Source organism: Pseudonocardia oroxyli (genome assembly GCF_900102195.1).
Classification (GTDB): Bacteria; Actinomycetota; Actinomycetes; order Mycobacteriales; family Pseudonocardiaceae; genus Pseudonocardia; species Pseudonocardia oroxyli.
The window spans coordinates 110,565-129,209 of the sequence record NZ_FNBE01000003.1; the positions used below are offsets into that span (position 1 = coordinate 110,565).

General features: G+C 72.1%; 14 protein-coding genes. 4 read left to right on the top strand and 10 right to left on the bottom strand.

The annotated features are described in order from the left end of the window. Positions 1-30 precede the first annotated feature (30 nt). From BLS43_RS05530 to BLS43_RS05565, 8 genes are all read right to left on the bottom strand, one after another. Positions 31-1,038: a ferrochelatase gene (locus BLS43_RS05530; RefSeq protein WP_093077732.1), complete on the bottom strand. Its 1,008-nt coding sequence runs from the start codon at positions 1,036-1,038 to the stop codon at positions 31-33. An 8-nt stretch (positions 1,039-1,046) separates the two neighbouring features. Further along, a complete protein-coding gene (gene fabI / locus BLS43_RS05535; RefSeq protein ID WP_093077734.1) occupies positions 1,047-1,823 on the bottom strand; it encodes an enoyl-ACP reductase FabI in 777 nt (258 codons plus the stop codon). Between the two features lie 31 nt (positions 1,824-1,854). Then, entirely contained in the window at positions 1,855-2,565 is a 711-nt protein-coding gene (gene fabG / locus BLS43_RS05540; protein WP_093077737.1) for a 3-oxoacyl-ACP reductase FabG, read from the bottom strand. Positions 2,566-2,646: 81 nt separating this feature from the next. After that, entirely contained in the window at positions 2,647-3,423 is a 777-nt protein-coding gene (locus BLS43_RS05545) for an SGNH/GDSL hydrolase family protein (RefSeq protein ID WP_093077739.1), read from the bottom strand. A gap of 117 nt (positions 3,424-3,540) precedes the next feature. After that, positions 3,541-4,530: a VWA domain-containing protein gene (locus BLS43_RS05550; protein ID WP_093077754.1), complete on the bottom strand. Its 990-nt coding sequence runs from the start codon at positions 4,528-4,530 to the stop codon at positions 3,541-3,543. Between the two features lie 57 nt (positions 4,531-4,587). Next, positions 4,588-5,526 carry a DUF58 domain-containing protein gene (locus tag BLS43_RS05555; protein ID WP_093077757.1) on the bottom strand — a complete coding sequence of 313 codons (939 nt, stop codon included), beginning with the start codon at positions 5,524-5,526 and terminating at the stop codon, positions 4,588-4,590. Next, on the bottom strand, positions 5,523-6,596 hold the full coding sequence (locus tag BLS43_RS05560; RefSeq protein ID WP_093077760.1) for an AAA family ATPase: 1,074 nt from the start codon (positions 6,594-6,596) through the stop codon (positions 5,523-5,525). The genes BLS43_RS05555 and BLS43_RS05560 overlap by 4 nt, the downstream gene beginning before the upstream one ends. Positions 6,597-6,693: 97 nt before the next feature. After that, the gene (locus tag BLS43_RS05565; RefSeq protein ID WP_093077763.1) at positions 6,694-7,998 is read right to left on the bottom strand and encodes an NlpC/P60 family protein; all 1,305 of its coding nucleotides are present in this window, start codon (positions 7,996-7,998) and stop codon (positions 6,694-6,696) included. Between the two features lie 256 nt (positions 7,999-8,254). On the opposite strand from BLS43_RS05565, the gene BLS43_RS05570 reads away from it, so the two are divergent. The 4 genes from BLS43_RS05570 to BLS43_RS05585 all read left to right on the top strand — a co-directional run bounded on the left by BLS43_RS05570 (position 8,255) and on the right by BLS43_RS05585 (position 15,182). Continuing rightward, a complete protein-coding gene (locus tag BLS43_RS05570) occupies positions 8,255-9,742 on the top strand; it encodes a hypothetical protein (RefSeq protein ID WP_093077766.1) in 1,488 nt (495 codons plus the stop codon). A 189-nt stretch (positions 9,743-9,931) separates the two neighbouring features. Continuing rightward, positions 9,932-12,733 carry an aconitate hydratase AcnA gene (acnA, locus tag BLS43_RS05575; RefSeq protein WP_093077769.1) on the top strand — a complete coding sequence of 934 codons (2,802 nt, stop codon included), beginning with the start codon at positions 9,932-9,934 and terminating at the stop codon, positions 12,731-12,733. A 250-nt stretch (positions 12,734-12,983) separates the two neighbouring features. Then, complete coding sequence (locus tag BLS43_RS05580) at positions 12,984-13,370, top strand: VOC family protein (RefSeq protein ID WP_093077772.1); 387 nt, start codon at positions 12,984-12,986, stop codon at positions 13,368-13,370. 927 nt (positions 13,371-14,297) lie between these two features. Next, positions 14,298-15,182 carry a type IV toxin-antitoxin system AbiEi family antitoxin domain-containing protein gene (locus tag BLS43_RS05585; protein WP_093077775.1) on the top strand — a complete coding sequence of 295 codons (885 nt, stop codon included), beginning with the start codon at positions 14,298-14,300 and terminating at the stop codon, positions 15,180-15,182. Between the two features lie 840 nt (positions 15,183-16,022). On the opposite strand, the gene ggh is transcribed toward BLS43_RS05585, so the two are convergent. Together ggh and BLS43_RS05600 are read right to left on the bottom strand one after the other, a co-directional pair. Beyond that, positions 16,023-17,381, bottom strand: coding sequence for a glucosylglycerate hydrolase (gene ggh, locus BLS43_RS05595; RefSeq protein ID WP_176921185.1), 1,359 nt, complete (start codon positions 17,379-17,381; stop codon positions 16,023-16,025). A gap of 247 nt (positions 17,382-17,628) precedes the next feature. Further along, positions 17,629-18,639, bottom strand: a complete 1,011-nt coding sequence (locus BLS43_RS05600; RefSeq protein ID WP_093077781.1) for an ABC transporter ATP-binding protein — start codon at positions 18,637-18,639, stop codon at positions 17,629-17,631. Between the last annotated feature and the right edge of the window lie 6 nt (positions 18,640-18,645).

An 18,645-nucleotide genomic window follows, 5' to 3' on the forward strand; every position in this document is an offset into this window, starting at 1 on the left:
GTCGCTCTGGCGACCATCGCCGCTCACGGGTCAGCGGGCGGGGCGCTTCGCGGGCAGGCAGCAGTCGACCGCGCAGGGGGCCCCGTCCACGGTGCAGCCCGCGCTCGGCACCTCGCCCAGCGCCCGGGGCGGGACCTCGGCGAGGTGTTCGGCCATCAGCTCCACCACCATGTCGGCGAAGCGCGGGTCCGGACCCGCCGTGGCGGCGCGGGCGAAGCCCATGCCGAGCTCGGCCGCCTTCTCCGCGGCCTCGTTGTCCAGGTCCCACACGACCTCGACGTGGTCGGAGACGAAGCCGATCGGCGAGACCACCACCGCCTCGACGCCCTTCTCGTGCAGCGCCTCGATGTGGTCCACGACGTCCGGCTCGAGCCACGGGACCTGCGGCGGCCCGGACCGCGACTGCCACACGACGTCGTACTCCGCCAGGCCGAGCTCCCCCGCCACGAGCCGAGCGGCCTCCGCGACCTGCCGGGAGTAGCGGTGCCCGCCCTCCGCAGGCACCCCCGCGGCCGCGTCCGCCGCCGTCGGCACGGAGTGGGCGGTGAACACCACCCGCGCGCCGTCGATCATGACGGCGCGGATCGCGTCGGCGTTGGCCTGCACGAACAGCGGGTGGTCGAAGAAGTGGCGCAGCTTCGTGAGGGTCGGCGCGCCCGCCACCGCGGCGCGCGCCCTCGCGATGTCGTCGTCGTACTGGCGGCAGGCCGAGTACCCGCCGTACGCGCTGGTGGCGAAGACCAGCGCGTTCCGGATCCCGTCCCGGGTCATCTCCGCGACGGTGTCCTCGACCAGGGGGTGCCAGTTGCGGTTGCCGAAGTAGACCGGCAGGTCCGTCCGCTCCCGCAGCGCCGCGATCAGCTCCCGGTTGCGGGCGTTGATCGGCGAGACGCCGTCGAAGTGCTTGTAGTGCTCTTCGACGGCGTCCAGACGCTCCGGGGGGACCCCGCGACCGCGCACCACGTTCTCGAGGAACGGACGCACCTCGTCGAGGCCCTCGGGCCCACCGAAGGAGAGGAAGAGCAGGGCGTCATACACGCCCCTTATTAGACCCCCACGGCGTGGAAGCCGCCGTCCGCCATCACCATCGAGCCGGTGGTGGTGGGTAGCCAGTCCGACAGCACCGCGCACACGGTCTTGGCGACGGGCACCGGGTCGGTGACGTCCCAGCCCAGCGGCGCGCGTCCGTCCCAGTTGTCCTCGAACGCCGAGAACCCCGGGATGGACTTGGCGGCCATGGTCTTCACCGGGCCCGCGGCCACCAGGTTCACCCGGATCCCCTTCGGCCCCAGGTCTCGCGCGAGGTAGCGGGTGACGGACTCCAGCGTGGACTTCGCGACGCCCATCCAGTCGTAGGCGGGCCACGCCTGCCGGTTGTCGAAGTCCATCCCGACGATCGAGGCGCCCTCGCCCAGCAGCGGCAGCAGCGCCACCGAGAGCGACTTGAACGAGTAGGCGCTCACCTGGATGGTCGTGGCCACGTCCTCCCACGGCGCGTTCAGGAACGCGCCCTCCCCGAGGCAGGAGGCGGGGGCGAAGCCGATGGAGTGCAGCACCCCGTCCAGCCGCGGGGAGTCCCCGAGGTGCGGCGACACCCGCTCGACCAGGGAGTCCAACTGCTCCTGGTCGGACACGTCCAGCTCGACGACCGGCGCGGGCTTGGGCAGCCGCTGCGCGATCCGCTCCACCAGCCGCATCCGGCCGAACCCGGTGAGCACGACCTCCGCGCCCTGCTCCTGCGCGATCTTCGCGGCGTGAAACGCCAGCGACGCATCGGTGATCACACCCGTGACCAGCAGCTTCTTGCCTTCCAGCAGTCCCATCAGGACCCTTTCTTCTCGCCGGGGAGCAGGTCTAGTGGCCCATCGAGGCGCCGCCGTCGACCGTGAGGACGGACCCGGTCACGTAGGCGGCGACGTCGGAGGCGAGGTAGGTCACGGCGCCCGCGATCTCGGCGGCGTGGCCGTAGCGACCGAGCGGGATCAGGCCCTCGATCTCCTTCTGCCTGGCCTCGGGCAGCTTGGCCGTCATCTCCGTCTCGACGAACCCGGGCAGGACGAGGTTCGCCGTCACCCCGCGGGGGGCGAACTCGCGGGCCAGCGACCGGGACAGCCCGATGAGGCCGGACTTCGACGCGGCGTAGTTCACCTGGCCGGGCAGCCCGGTGTAGGCGGTGATGGAGGCGATGAAGATCATCCGACCGGACCGGGCCTTGAGCATGTTCCGCGAGGCGCGTCGGGCGACCCGGAACGCCGCGGTGAGGTTCGCGTCGAGCACCGAGGACCACGCGTCGTCGCTCATCCGCATGATGAGCCCGTCCTCGGTGATGCCCGCGTTGGACACGAGCACCTCGACCGGGCCGTGCTTCTCCTCGACGGTGGTGAAGAGCGCGTCGACGTCCTCGGTGCTGGTGACGTCGCACTGGATCGGCAGGATGCCGTCCGGGACGAGATCGGCGTCTCGACGGTAGGTCACCGCCACCTGATCCCCGAGGGCCGCGAACGCCTCGGCGATCGCCAACCCGATACCTCTGTTGCCTCCGGTGACCAGCACACTTCGTCCCACACCGGAGAACCTAGTACACCCGCCCCGCCCCGGACGCCCTCCCGCGACCGGCACCACGTCGGCCGCGGGAGGGGCGGTGGATCAGACCGCGGCGCGCTCCTCGACCCGCACCGTCGCGACGACGGCGCGGGCGAGCCGGGCGTGCCCGGCGACGTCCGGGTGGGCGAGATCGGCCTGCTGCTCGGTGCGGGGCACCAGGTCGCGCACCGAGACGTGCCGCACGCGGCTGCGCGGCGCGACCACCAGGCGCTGGGCCCGCTCGAACCGGGCGAGGTTGCGATCCGAGTACGGGAAGTAGTACTCGCTCACCTTCGACGGCCCCAGCACGACGACGGCGGCACCGGTCTTCTCCAGCTCGTCGAGCAGGGCGGTGAACTCGGTGATGTACTGCGGCAGGGACATCCGCGTGTAACCGCCGAACGGCCGGACCAGCGCGTTCTTCACGGCCACCTTGAGCCGCGACTCGCGCAGCTGCGCCCGGGCCTTCTCCGGGTCGGTGGAGAAGTAGGGTCGCGGGTCCATCCCGACGTCGCCGTGCCACGTGTCGGGGCCGAACCGCGCGACCGCCTTCTCCACGACGCGGTGCGGGTGTACGAACGCCTCGACGTTGCCGCTGCTGAGGATGACCAGGTCGGGCTTGAAGTCCACGACCTTCGACAGGCCCTCGCGGACCTCGCTGACCAACAGCCGGGCCTTCGCCTTGGCCATGGTCTTCTCGGCCTCGAGCATCTTGGCCGCGACCCGGCCCACCGAGTGCTCCCGCACCCCGAGACCGGAGTTGATGCTGCACCCGAGGATGGCGACCCGGGGGTGCGCCGGAATGACCAGCTGACGTGCGGCAGGTACGGAGTACTCCACTGCGGAACCGGACCGATCTCCCCGACAGAGATGAACCTGGACGACCGTTGGTCGATCATGTGGTCGCCCGCGTTAGGCCCGAGTGGCGGAGTTCATCGTCTCGTTACAGGAAGGTCGTCAGGGCAGCCGGCGGCCCAGCACCAGCCCCACGCCCAGCCCGACGACCAGCAGCAGCGCCCCGCCCACGAGCCAGGGGCGGCTGGCGTCCACGCGGCGGATCTCGTAGCCGATCTGTTCGGAGAGGTCCGCGTAGACGCGCCGGAGCTCGTCCTCGCTGGCCGCGGTGAAGAACTGTCCGCCGGAGAGCTCGGCGATGGTCTGCATGGACGCGTCGTCCACGGCGACGCGGGTGCGGCCGCCCTCGATGTCGATGGTCCCGTACTCGGTGCCGAAGGAGATGGTGGACACCGGGATCCGGGACTCGGCCGCCTGTCGGGCCGCGGTGAACGCACCGCGCGGCTCGTTCTCGCCGTCGGGGCCGGGGACGGTCTGCTTGCCGTCGGACATCAGCACGATCCGGGCGGGCGGCGGGCCGTCGTCGCCGCTCCCGGCCGCCGCGACGGACTGGGAGAACGACTCGATCGACTGCAGGGAGGCGAAGATCGCCTCACCCGTCGCCGTCGACTCGGAGAGCTTCAGCCCGTCGACGGCCCGTTTCACCGACGTCCGGTCGGTGGTCGGCGACACGAGCACCGCCGCGGTCCCGGCGAAGGCCACCAGGCCGAGGTTGACCCCCGGCGTGAGCTGGTCGGCGAACGACTTCGCCGCGGCCTGGGCGGCCGCCAGCCGGGTCGGCTCGACGTCCGTGGCCTGCATCGACAGCGACACGTCGATCACCAGCACGACCGTCGCCCGGTTGCGCGGCACCCGCGCCTCGGCCTCGGGCCCGGCCAGCGCGACCGTCAGCACGGCGAGCGCGGTCAGCAGCGCCGCGGCGGGCACGTGCCGGTACCAGCCGGGCCGCTCCGGCGCGACCTTCTCCAGCAGCTCCAGGTTGGTGAACCGCACGACGTCCCGGCGGCGGCGGCGCAGCAGCACGAGGTAGCCCACGACGAGCGCCGCGACGACCAGCAGCCCGAGCAACCACCACGGCGAGGCGAAGCTCATCGCACCCTCCCCGGGCTCATCGCGCACCCCCCGGCGAACGGCGCACCCGCGCGGCGCTCATCGCGATCCCACCCGTTTGCGGGCGAGGGCGAAGCGCACGATGTCCGCCACCCAGTCCGAGTCCGTGCTCAGCCGCAGGTGCCCGGCCCCGCAGCGGCGCAACGCCTCCGCCACCCGGTCCCGGTGCTCCGCGGCCGCCGCGGCGAACTCCCGGCGCAGCAGGGGCGTGGTCTCGACCTCGCGCTGCCGGCCGGTCTCGGGGTCGGCCAGCACGACCGTCCCGACGTCCGGCAGGTCCAGCTCGCGCGGGTCCACCACCTCGACGGCCAGCAGCTCGTGCCGGGCGGACAGGGCGCGCAGCGACCGTTCCCAGACGGGCTCGCCGAGGAAGTCCGAGATCACCACGGCCAGCCCGCGCCGCCGCGGCGGGCGACGGAGCTGGTCGAGTGCGGCCGTCAGGTCCCCGCGGGTGCCCTCCGCCGCGGACGGGATCGACGCCACCCGGCGCATCAGGGTGCGGACGTGCCCCACTCCCCCGCGCGCCGGGATGCGGACCGTCTCCGCGCCCGTCGAGACGATCGCCCCGATCCGGTTCCCGCCCCCGCGGGTCAGGTGCGCGACCGCTGCCAGTGCGGCGATCGCCAGGTCCCGCTTCTCGCAGTCGGCCGTGCCGAAGTCCAGGCTCGGCGACAGGTCGAGCACGACCCAGGTCTCCAGCTCGCGGTCCGCGACGGTCTCGCGGACGTGCGGCTCGGTCGTCCGGGCGGTGACGGCCCAGTCCATGCGCCGGACGTCGTCGCCCGCGCGGTACGGCCGCGCCTCGGCGGGCTCGGACCCGGGCCCGGGCAGCAGGCCGATGTGGTTGCCCTGCAACAGCCCGTCGAGCCGACGGCGGACGGTCAGCTCGAGCGTCCGCAGCCCGGCCTCCAGGCGCCCCTCCCCCAGCGACGGCGGGTGCGTTCCCGAGGACGCGGATCCGCCGGCCGGCACCGTCATGCGGGCGGCGCCTGCGGGACGGACGCGGCGGTGGGCGGGACCGGGCCGGGTGCTGCGGCCTGCGGACGCGCTGTGACCTGCGGCAACGGCACGGTGGCGAGCACCCGCTGCAGGATGTGGTCCACGGGGACCTGGTCGGCGATCGCGTCGTAGGACAGGACGAGGCGGTGGCGCAGGACGTCCGGCGCGACGTCGAGGACGTCCTGGGGCAGCACGTAGTCCCGGCCGCGGACCAGCGCGAGCGCCCGGGCGCCCGCGACGATGCCGAGCGTGGCGCGCGGCGACGCGCCGTAGGACACCCAGCCCGCGATGTCCCCCAGGCCGTGCTCGGCGGGCGTCCGCGTGGCGACCACGAGCCGCACCACGTAGTCGACGAGCGCGTGGTGCACGAATACCTCGGCGGCCGTGTTCTGCAGCCGGACGAGCTCGGCGGGGCTCATCACCTGCTCGGCCACGGGCGGCGTGGCGCCCATCCGGTAGACGATCTCCCGCTCCTCCTCGATCCCCGGGTACTCCACGACGATCTTGAACAGGAAGCGGTCCCGCTGCGCCTCGGGCAGCGGGTAGACGCCCTCGTTCTCGATGGGGTTCTGGGTGGCGAGCACCAGGAACGGGTCGGGCATCGGGAAGGTGCGGCCGCCGATGGACAGGTGCCGCTCGGCCATCACCTCGAGCATCGCCGACTGGACCTTCGCCGGGGCGCGGTTGATCTCGTCCGCCAGGACGAAGTTCGCGACGACCGGGCCCAGCTCGACGTCGAACTCCTCCCGGCCCTGCCGGTAGATCCGGGTGCCCAGGATGTCCGCCGGGACGAGGTCGGGGGTGAACTGCAGGCGCGCGAACGAGCCGCCGACGACCTTCGCGACCGTCTCCACGGCCAGGGTCTTCGCGACGCCGGGGACGCCCTCGAGCAGCAGGTGTCCCTTGGCGAGCAGCCCGACGAGCATCCGCTCGACGAGCACGTCCTGCCCGACGATGACCCGCTTGATCTCGAAGACCGCCCGCTCCAGGAGCTCGGCGTCGGACTTGGGCGTCGGCTCGGGCGAGGAAGACGGCTGCACGCCGCTCATGAGACACCACCGGACGTGAAATGCGCCTACGGCGCTCGTGCGCGGTAAGTGGTGCCAGAGCACCACTTACCGCGCACGAGCGGCGAAGCCGCAGGACCTAAAGGACGCGGGAGACCGTCGGGGCGAGGCCGCCGGTGTAGCGGACCGGGGAGATCTTGACCGACGCCCCGGAGTACGGCGCCTCGATCATCCGGCCGTTCCCGATGTACAGCGCGATGTGGTAGGTCCGCCCGTTGCGCGCCCAGGACAGCATGTCGCCGGGCTGCATCTGCGACCGCGGGACCTGCAGCCCGAAGGTGGCCTGGTTGCCGCTCCAGCGCGGCAGGTTCACCCCGGCGCCCGCGAAGGCGTAGAGCATCAGCCCGGAGCAGTCGAACCCGACCTTGCGGTAGTCGCCGAAGGAGTCCGCGACGCCGCCGTCGCGCACGCCGACCGTCGGGCCGCGGGAGTTGCCGCCGCCCCACGAGTACCGCACGCCGAGCTGGGCCATGGCGCGGTCGATCACGGTCTGCACGGCGGCCGAACCGGTCTGCCGGGACGTCGCCGGGGGTGCGGCGGCCGCACGGCCCGCGGCCTCCTCCTGGGCGCGGCGCTGCTCGGCGAGCTCGGCCGCACGCTGGGCCGACTGCCAGTCGAGGAACCGCTGGCGTTGGGCGCGCAGGCCGGCGTCGGCGTTCTCGGCGGCGTCGAGCTGGGCCTGGACCTGCTGCTGCTCGGTCGCGACGGCCGAGAGCCGCTGCGCCTGCGCGGCCGCGTTGGCCTGCGCGCCCGCCAGGGCCTGGTCGGCGGCGGTCTTCGCGTCCGCGGCGGCCTGCCGCTCGCGCTCGGCCTCCTCCTGCGCCGCGCGGGCGGCGGAGTCGGCGTTGGCCTTCTGGACGCGGGCGCGCTGCAGCCCGTCGAGCGCGGCGGCCTGCTGCTGGGCCAGGGCGTCGGTGAGCTGCGCGCGGTCGACGAGGTCGTCCGGGCCGCTCGCGGTGGTGAGCAGGCCGATCGGCCCGAGGTCGAGCCCCTGGGAGTAGGTGCCCGCCACGAAGTCGTCGAGCCGGGTGCGGGCGGCGTCGATGGCCTTGCCTGCCGCCTCCGTCTGCGCGCGGGCGGACTCGGCCCGCGCCGTCGCCGCGTCGGCCGCGGCCTCGGCGCCGGTCAGGACGTCGAGCGCCTGGTTCGCCGACTCGTGCTCGACGGCGACCTGGATCTGCAGGTCGTCCGCCTCCGCCTGCAGGTCGGCCAGCCGCTGGGTGAGCTGGGCGACCGAGGAGGCCCGCTGGTCGACCTGGTCGCGGCTGCGCTGCAGGTCGTCGTTGGTGGGGTTCGGCGGCGGGGACGGCTGGGCGACCGCCACACCCGTCGTCGAGAGCGCCGCGGCCAGCACGACCACCAGGACGCCACGCAGGACCCGCACGCTTCCCCTCCAAGATCAGACGCGGGGAACCTTGACATCGCGCGGGCGCCCGGCCCCGGCGCCACGCCGACACGACCGCGGGCGTTCCTCCGGTCGAAGGACCCGTTGCTCCACTCGGACCATTCGGATCACGGTGCTGACACCACCCGATCTCAGTACTTCCACCCTGTTTCAGACCGAAGATCATCCGCGATAGTGCTTCCGAGCGAGACACCAGCGTTCCCAGCCCGGGGCGCATGACGAGGGGACGCAGGCCGTGACCGGACCGCAGCAGGGGGGATGGCCGCCACCGAACGGCCCCCAGCCCGGAGAGCAGCAGTGGGCGCAGGGCCCGGGCGCCGGCGCGCCCCCCGCGCCCGGGTGGGGCCAGACCGCCCCCCATCCCCAGCAGCCCCAGTACCCCCAGCAATACCCGCCGCAGCAGTACCCGACCCAGCAGTACCCGCCGCAGCAGTACCCGCCCCAGCAGGGCTACGGCGGCCCGCCCCCGAACTTCGGGCCCCCTCCCGGCTACGGCGGCGAGGGCGGCGGCGAGCCCCCGCGCAAGAAGAAGCGGTGGCCGCTGATCGCGGCGATCATCGCGATCGTGGCGGTGCTCGGCGGCGGCGGCTACACCGCGTACGCCCTGCTCGGGAACTCCGGCGGTGCGAGCTCCCCGACCGAGGTCGTCACGGCGCTGGCCGGGGACCTCGAGGGCAAGGACTACCTGCGGGCCGCGAGCCGCATCGCCCCCAACGAGACCGCGCTGCTCACCGACCTGGGCGACGTGCTCACCCGCGAGCTGGTGCGGCTGGAGATCCTCAAGCCGGACGCCGCGGCGAACCAGAGCCTCGACACGGTCACGTTCACCGGCCTGCGGTTCGACGAGGCGGCCGCGGAGTCGGTGCGCCCCAACGTGACGATCACCAAGCTGGTCGCGGGCACCATCACCACCAACCCGCAGGCGGGCGACCTGCCGTTCACGGACTCCTTCAAGCAGAAGCTGTTCCCGAACGGCGAGCCCCCCGCGGGCACGCCCGAGACGATCGACATCGCGCAGGTCGTGCAGCAGGAGGGCGAGCCCATCCGGATCGCCACCGTCCAGGTCGACGGCAGCTGGTACGTCAGCGGCCTCTACACCGCCGCGGACTACGCGCTGAAGTCGGAGAACGAGCCCTGGCCGACGACGTCGGTGCCCGCCGCGGGCGCCCCCACCGCGCAGGACGCGCTGAAGGACGTGATCACCGCGGCGCTGGACTCGGACGTCCAGCGGGTGATCGCGCTGACCGACCCCGAGGAGATGGGCGCCCTGCACGACGCGGGCCCCGCGCTCGTCGCGGCCGCCGCCGGGTCGCAGCCGTCCGGGGCGAAGCTGCTCGACCTGCAGACGACCGAGACGGACGTCCGCGGCCACACCGGTCTCTCGCTCGCGAGCGTCAGCATCCAGACGCCCGACGGCGTCCGGCTCGACGTCAAGCGGGACGGCGACTGCCTCCTGATGTCGTCCCCCCAGGGCGGCGGCCAGCAGCGGCTCTGCACGGCCGACCTCGCCGCCGCGGGCCTGTCGGAGGTCGGGAACTCCCCCGCCCTGAACGACCTGGCCCCGCGTCTGGTCACCGCCCTGCTCAACGTCAAGGTGCTGACCACCGAGGTCGACGGCCAGTGGTACGTCTCCCCCGGCCAGACCGTCGTGCAGCTCTACGCCGACGTCCTGGGCGCCCTGCAGCCCGGTGACATCGACGCGCTCATCGCCGCAGGGAACTGACGAGGGACGGAACGGCCGGTCGCACCCCGCGACCGGCCGTTCCGCTGTGTCGGGGGTCGCCTGGACCCCGAAATAGGACAGGCGTACTGTTTGAGTCAGGACGGGGGTCACGATGCCGCGACCGACTCGATGCGCGAGACTCCCGCACGACGCGCCCACCACTTGAGCGATCGCAGAGGAGAGCCGGAAGTGGCCAGTACCGACAGCTTCGGAGCCAAGGGAAACCTCGAGGTCGGTGACAACTCGTACGAGATCTTCCGACTGTCCGCCGTCGAGGGCGCCGAGAAGCTCCCGTACAGCCTCAAGGTCCTGCTCGAGAACCTGCTGCGCACGGAGGACGGCGCCAACGTCACGGCCGACCACGTCCGCGCCCTGGCGAACTGGGACCCCGCCGCCGAGCCGGACACCGAGATCCAGTTCACCCCCGCCCGGGTGATCATGCAGGACTTCACCGGCGTCCCGTGCGTCGTCGACCTGGCGACCATGCGCGAGGCCGTGACCGAGATGGGCGGCGACCCCGCGAAGGTCAACCCGCTCGCCCCCGCCGAGCTGGTCATCGACCACTCGGTGATGATCGACTTCTTCGGCACGAGCGACGCGTTCGAGAAGAACATCGAGTTCGAGTACGGCCGCAACAAGGAGCGCTACCAGTTCCTGCGCTGGGGCCAGGGCGCGTTCGACGAGTTCAAGGTCGTCCCGCCGGGCACCGGCATCGTGCACCAGGTCAACATCGAGCACCTGGCCCGCACGGTCATGGCCCGCAACGGCCAGGCCTACCCCGACACCCTCGTCGGCACGGACTCGCACACCACGATGGTCAACGGCCTGGGCGTGCTGGGCTGGGGCGTCGGCGGCATCGAGGCCGAGGCGGCCATGCTCGGCCAGCCCGTGTCGATGCTCATCCCGAAGGTCCTGGGCTTCAAGCTCAGCGGCGAGATCCCCGCGGGCGTCACCGCCACCGACGTGGTGCTCACGATCACCGAGATGCTGCGCAAGCAGGGCGTCGTCGGCAAGTTCGTCGAGTTCTACGGCGCGGGCGTGTCCGCGGTCCCGCTGGCCAACCGCGCCACCATCGGCAACATGAGCCCCGAGTTCGGCTCCACCGCCGCGATCTTCCCGATCGACGACGAGACCGTCCGCTACCTCAAGCTCACCGGCCGCTCCGCCGAACAGATCGCGCTCGTCGAGGCGTACGCCAAGGAGCAGGGGCTGTGGCTGGACCCCGACGCCGAGCCGACCTTCTCCGAGACGCTGGAGCTGGACCTGTCGACGGTCGTCCCGTCGATCTCCGGCCCGAAGCGCCCGCAGGACCGCATCGAGCTGGCGTCGGCCAAGGCCGCGTTCCGCACCGCGGTGCAGAACTACACGACGGACGCGGTCGCCGAGGAGCTCAGCGGCGTCGACGAGTCCTCGGACGAGTCCTTCCCCGCCAGCGACGCCCCCGCCACCTCGACCGACGGCCACGAGGCCGCCCCGGTCGTGTTCTCGGCCGCCGAGGGCTGCGCGGGCCGCCCGTCGAAGCCCACCACGGTCAAGGGCGAGCGCGGCGAGTTCGTGCTGGACCACGGCGCCGTGGTGATCGCCTCGATCACCTCCTGCACCAACACGTCGAACCCGTCGGTCATGCTGGGTGCGGCCCTGCTGGCCAAGAACGCCGTCGAGAAGGGCCTCACGGTCAAGCCGTGGGTCAAGACGTCGATGGCGCCGGGCTCGCAGGTCGTCACCGACTACTACGAGAAGGCCGGGCTCTGGCCCTACCTCGACAAGCTGGGCTACAACCTCGTCGGCTACGGCTGCACCACCTGCATCGGCAACTCGGGCCCGCTGCCCGAGGAGATCTCCACCGCCGTGAACGAGGCCGACCTCTCGGTCGTCTCGGTGCTGTCCGGGAACCGGAACTTCGAGGGCCGGATCAACCCGGACGTCAAGATGAACTACCTGGCGTCCCCGCCCCTGGTGGTCGCCTACGCGCTGGCCGGGACCATGGACTTCGACTTCGAGTCGCAGCCGCTCGGCAAGGACACCGACGGGAACGACGTGTTCCTGCGCGACATCTGGCCCTCCACCGAGGACATCAACACCGTCATGGACGGTGCGATCGACGAGGACATGTTCGCCAAGTCCTACTCGGACGTCTTCCGCGGCGACGAGCGCTGGCGCGCGCTGCCCACCCCGGAGGGCAAGACCTTCGAGTGGGACCCCCAGTCCACCTACGTGCGCAAGCCCCCGTACTTCGAGGGCATGGCGTCGGAGCCCGCGCCGGTCACCGACATCTCCGGCGCACGCGTGATGGCGCTGCTGGGCGACTCGGTCACCACCGACCACATCTCCCCCGCCGGTGCGATCAAGCCGGGCACCCCGGCCGCGGTCTACCTGGACTCGCACGGGGTGGACAAGAAGGACTACAACTCCTTCGGCTCGCGCCGCGGCAACCACGAGGTCATGATCCGCGGCACGTTCGCCAACATCCGGCTGCGCAACCAGCTGCTGGACGACGTGTCCGGCGGCTACACCCGTGACTTCACCGTCGAGGGCGGCCCGCAGGCGTTCATCTACGACGCCGCGCAGAACTACGCGGCCGCGGGCATCCCGCTGGTCGTGCTGGGCGGCAAGGAGTACGGCTCCGGGTCGTCGCGCGACTGGGCGGCCAAGGGCACGGCGCTGCTGGGCGTCAAGGCCGTGATCGTCGAGTCCTTCGAGCGCATCCACCGCTCCAACCTGATCGGCATGGGCGTCATCCCGCTGCAGTTCCCGCAGGGTGAGTCGGCCGCCTCGCTCGGCCTCGACGGCACCGAGACCTTCGACATCGTGGGGATCACCGAGCTCAACTCGGGCACGACCCCTCGCACGGTGCACGTGACGGCGACCAAGGAGTCCGGCGAGAAGGTGGAGTTCGACGCGGTCGTCCGCATCGACACCCCCGGCGAGGCGGACTACTACCGCAACGGCGGCATCCTCCAGTACGTGCTCCGGGGCATGCTCGCGAGCTGACCCGCACACCGCTCGGCCGGGCCCCGCACCTCGACGAGGTGCGGGGCCCGACCCGTCCCGCGGGTCCCGTCACCGCAGCCGCTACGCTGACCCCGCGCCCCCATGGGCCTATCGGGAAGGAGCGGCTGTACCGGCCGGCACCGACGTGACGTCGGGCCGAGCACCCCGAACAGGCCCGGGCGCGCCCACCGGTTCGACGTGCTCACCGGTCTGCGCGGGCGCCCTCCCGGTACGACCGAGAGGACACCTCATGCCCGTCACGTTCAACCACACGATCGTCGCTGCGCGCGACCGCACGGAGTCCGCCCGCTTCTTCCAGGAGATCTTCGAAGCCGCGAGCGCCCCCTCCTGGGGCCCGTTCACCAACGTCCTGCTCGACGGCGGCATGGTGATCCAGTTCGCCGACCTCCCGGTCGAGGCCTTTCCCGAGATCCAGGACCAGCACTACGCCTTCCTGGTCGACGACGCCCTCTTCGACCGCGCCCACCGGCGACTGCGCGACACGGGAGTCGAGCACTGGGCGGACCCGCAGAGGCGACGTCCGGGCGAGACCAACACCGAACACGGCGGCCGCGGCGTCTACTTCCGCGACCCGGCGGGCCATTTCCTCGAGATGATCACCACGCCGTACCTCTGAGCCTCCTCGATCCACGAACGGGGAGCGGGGCGGTCGGTTCCCGACCGCTCCGCTCCTCAGATGTGGATCACCCTCCCCCGGACCCGGCTCGGACCACCCGTCAGGTGATCCATGTCTCGGGAGCGCGGCGGTCGGGAGACGACCGCCCCGCCCCTCAGATGTGGATCATGCCCATGCCCATGCTCATGCCCGACGTCCCGCCGGCCAGGTGATCCGCAGCTCGGGCGCCAGGCGGTCGACTCCCGACCACCCCGCTCCTCAGACGTGGATCACCGTCCGCGAACCTGGAACCGACCCGCCCGCCCCATGATCCGCTCTTCGGGAGCGGGACGGTCGACTTCCGGCCACTCCGCTCCCCAGACGTGGATCACCGTCCGCGGACCCGGCACGGACCCGCCCGTCAGGTGATCCATGTCTCGGGAGCGGAGTGGCCGGAAGACGACCACCCCGCTCCTCAGACGTGGATCATGCTGTGCGGACCTGACCCGGACCCGCCCGTCACATGATCCATAGCCCGGGAGCGCGGCGGTCGACTCCCGACCGTCCCACTCCTGAGCAGTGGATCACACTCGCTGGGCGAGCCGCGGACCGCTCGGCACGTGATCCGTCGCTCGGGAGCGGGACGGTCGGCATCCGGCCGCTCCACTCCTCAGATGTGGATCACGCCCTGCGCCACGTCCCGCCGACCCGCCCGCCACGTGATCCGCCGTTCGGGAGCCGAAGGGTCGCAGGTCGACCTGGACGCTCCCGAACCGTGGATCACGGAGCGGGGCGGAGAAGGCTCGTGCCGATGATCCACTCTCCGGGAGGGGTGCGGTCGGGATGCGACCGTCGTGCTTCCTCCTCGCGGATCTCGTGAGTTCGCGATCGCGAACGGGATCCGCGGAATCGACACGAGGGTGAGGTGGGGCGGCGAGGCTGCCCCTCATGGCCTCCACCCCACTCGCCCGTCTCCTCACCCGTCAGGACGGACTGATCACCCTCGCGCAGGCAGCCGAGCTCGGGCTCTCACGCCGGTCCGTCGGACGGCGCGTCGAGGCGGGCGTGTGGACCCGGGTCGCGCCGCGCGTCCATCTCGTGCACGGCGACCGCTCGGCTCCCGCGGTCCGTGTCCGGACCGCCTCGCTCTGGAGCGACGGCGTGGTGTCCGGCATGGCGGCGGCGTGGGTTCACGATCTCGCCGACCGCCCCGGCCCACTCGTCGACGTGACCGTGCCCCGACGGCGTCGCCCCGGCCGCGTCGAGGGTGTGCGGGTGCGGCGTCGGGACCTCGATCCACTCGACGTCACGCGGCGCCGGGGTATGGCCGTACTCGCCGTCCCGCTCGCGGTGCTGGAGGTCGCGACCGCCCTCCCGGACGGCGACACGTTGCTGGACAGCGCGCTGCGGCGTCGGGTCCGCTTCGACGACCTGCTCTCCGCGTACCGACGCGCGATGGGGTCGACCGGGTCGGCCCGGATGCGCGAGCTCGTGGTCGCCGCGGCCGACCGCGCGGACTCGCGGCTGGAGCGCATGCTGTTCCAGCTGATGCGTGCGGCGGGCATCGGCGGGTGGACCCGTAACGTCCCCTTCCGCGGCTGGTTCCTCGACATCGCGTTCCTCGAGGCGCGGCTCGTGATCGAGACCGACGGCTGGGCATGGCACGTCGAGCCCGATCGCTTCCAGGAGGACCGCCGCAAGCAGAACGCCCTGGTCGACGCGGGCTGGCGGATCCTGCGCTTCACCTGGAAGGACGTCACCACCGAGCCCGGCGCGGTCGTCGCTCGGATCCGCCGTGCCCTCGCCACACCCCCCACGCAGGCCGCTGGATGATCCACCGTCCGGGCGCAACGCGGTCGTGGTTGGACCGCGCTCCTCCCGAAGAGTGGATCACCTAACCCCGGCCGAGCGAACCCGCTCGTTGATCCGAGATCGGGGAGCAGGTCGGTCGCTCAGCGACCGCTCTGCTCCCCACGGGTGGATCATCGCGGCACCTGGGCACCCGGAGCCGAACCGGGGCATGATCCGCAATCCCGGAGCACAGCGGTCGCCACACGACCGCACCACTCCTCGCAGGTGGATCATGCAATGCGGCCGTGCAGGGCAGCCCGCGCGATCAGTGACGGGGCGCAGCGGGCCTGTAGGCGACCACCCCTCACGAGTGGATCATCACAGGCTGCCAACCCCACCGGCCGCGACCAGCGGATGATCCATTATCGGGGAGCCGAGCGGCCTGTCAGCGACCCGGCCACTCCAGACGAGTGGATCACTAAACCCGGCTGTGCGGGCCTGCGCGCTGATCAACGTCTGGGGAGCAGGGAGGTCGATCGGCGACCGCCCCACTCCCCACGAGTGGATCATCACAGGCTACTGGCCGCACGGCCGCGACCAGTGCAGATCCACCATCGGGGAGCGGAGCAGTCTGTCAGCGACCGCCTCACTCCCCACAAGTGGATCACCACGAGCTCGCTGCCACCGGACGCACATGATCCACGAACGAGGAGCGGAGCGGTCGAGAGCCGACCGCCTCGCTCCCCGCCCGCGGATCATCGCCGGGCGGACCGTCCCCGGACAAGCCGTCACCGAGCAGACCGTCACCGAGCAGACCGTCACCGAGCAGACCGTCACCAGGCAGACCGCTACCCGGCGAACCGCCGCCCGGGCCGACCGTTGCTAGGAGGCCAGCCAGTCGAGGGCTACGGCGGCGGTCCAGGACTGCATCGCCGAACCGAGGGCTTCGCCGGTCACGGGGTGGAAGTACTCCGCGAAGCCGACGTGCCGCAGCGAGTCCAGGCTCGCCTCACGCAGGGCGTCCGCGCGGACGAGGTCGCCGCCGTCTCGCAGGCCGCGCCAGTAGAGCCAGTTGACGATCGGCCAGACCGGGCCGCGCCAGTAGTTGCGCGGGTCGAAGCACTCCTCCAGCGGGCTGGTGCTCGGGACCATGGCCCAGCGCAGGTCCGGGTGGCCGGCGAAGGCCTCGGAGTCGAGGTTCTTCAGGGCCCGGTCGCGGTCGCCGCTCTCGGCGTCGAGCAGCGGGCAGAGGCCCGCGAAGGTGCGGATCTCGACCGGGGTGCCGGTGCCCAGGTCCAGGTCGTAGGCCAGGCCGGTCTCGGTGTCCACGGTGGACGCGATGCCGGATCGCCCGCGGGCGATCCAGGACTCGATCTCGGCGCGGGCCGAGGAGGTGGCACCCACCGCGTCCGCCAGCCCGAGCAGCGCCTGGTTGGCCATGACGAGCACGGACGTCAGGAACACGTCCTTGACCAGGAAGGGGTAGGAGCGGTGGATCGCGGCGTCGTCGTAGCGGTGGCGCTTGAGCAGCTCGAGCAGCCAGAGGAAGCGGTCGTACGCGTCGTTCGACGGGCGCTGGCCCGCGTCCGCCACGTGGGACAGGTCCCGGCGGACGTAGGCGGGCACGTCCCCGACCTCGAGCCGCTCCAGCACCGCGTCCCATCGCGGGGAGTTGTCGATGCCCTCCCACGGGTGGTACGTCGTGACGAGCCCGGAGCCGGAGGGGTCGCGGTGCTCGGCCAGGTAGCGGTGCCAGGCCATCAGCTTCGGGAACAGGGTGCGGATCTCCGCGCGGACGTCCGCCTCGGCCTCGGTCCCGGCGGCGACCTCCCAGATCCGCGCCACGGCGATCGCGTGCACGGGCGGCTGGCAGATCCCGCTGGTCTCGGCGACGCCGACCGGCGCGTCCGGGGACACCTCGACCGCCCACCGGGCGGGGTCCGGGAAGTACGAGTCCGGGCCCGCGAGCGGGTTGAACACGATCTGCGGGACCATGCCGTTCGCCCACTGGGCCTCGAACAGCCGCTGCTGCTCGGTCATCGCCCGGCGCACGTCGACCTGCGCCCACCCGATCGCGACGAAGGCGCTGTCCCAGCTCCACTGGTGCGGGTACAGCAGCGGGGCGGCCTTGGTCCAGCCGCCCATGTCGTTGGCGCGCAACACGTCCGCGGCGAGGTCGCCGAGGGCGGTGTCCGTGAGGGTGGTTCCGTGCGACGTGGGGTGGCCGGTCTCCGTACTCACGGGATGCGCTTCCTTCCGACGTTTGGCAACGCCCTATCGGTTCACGAGGTACTTAACTCCACAGTAACAACGAGTGAGTTCGATCTCAACCACCCGCTGCGAGCTTCATCGGGATCGACGAAGGCCCGTTACGCCGGACAGCCGAGTCACCGGACGGACCGGGACCGACCGGACCGGGGTCGGCACGGCGGGATGGACCCGCCGCCCGGCCGACCGCGCTCCACAGCAGACAGAGCGATCACGCAGATCAGCCCGCGAGTGCACGCTCCGTGTCGGCGTCGAACCAGCGGATCCGCTCGGGCGCGACGGACAGCCACACGTCCGCCCCGTCGCCCGCCGGGAAGTCCGTGGGCGTGAGGATCTTCACGTCCTGCTCCCCCGCCGCCACGGTGACCAGCAGCTGCGACCCCAGCGGCTCGACGAGCCGGACCCGGCCGGCCAGCGCCCCCGCCCGCTCCGTCGTGGAGGCCTCGATGTTCTCGGCCCGGATCCCGGCCACGCCGCGGCCGCCGAAGACCTCACCGGGCAGCATGTTCATCGGCGGCGTGCCGAGGAAGCCGCCGACGAAGCGGTCGACCGGGCGGTCGTAGACCTCCATGGGCGTGCCGCACTGCACGATCTCCCCAGCCCGCATGACGGCGACGCGGTCCCCCAGCGACAGCGCCTCCACCTGGTCGTGGGTCACGTAGACGATGGTGGTGTGCAGCTCCTTGGCCAACGCCTTGAGCTCGGACCGGAAGGACAGCCGCAGCAGGGCGTCCAGGTTGGACAGCGGCTCGTCCATGAGCAGGACCGACGGCCGGACGGCGACCGCCCTGGCCACCGCGACGCGTTGGCGCTGCCCCCCGGACAGGGCGCTCGGGTAGCGGTCGAGGTAGTCGCCGAGCTGGACGAGCCCGGCGGCGTAGCGCACCGCCGCGTCGACGTCGGCGCGGGGCTCCTTGCGCATCCGCAGCCCGAACCCGATGTTCTCGGCCACCGTGAGGTGCGGGAACACGGCGTAGCCCTGGAAGACCATGGCGAGGTCGCGGCGGCGCGGCGGCAGCGCCGTGACGTCCCGGTCCCCGAGGTGGACGGTGCCCGTATCCGGGGTCTCCAGGCCCGCGATCGCGCGGAGCAGGGTCGTCTTCCCGCAGCCGGACGGTCCGAGCAGGACGAAGAACTCGCCGTCCTCGACGGTGACGCTCACGTCCTTCACCGCCGGTGCGGCGCCGCGCGCATAGCGCTTGGTCAGCCCGGAGATCCTGATGTCCGACAACGGGTT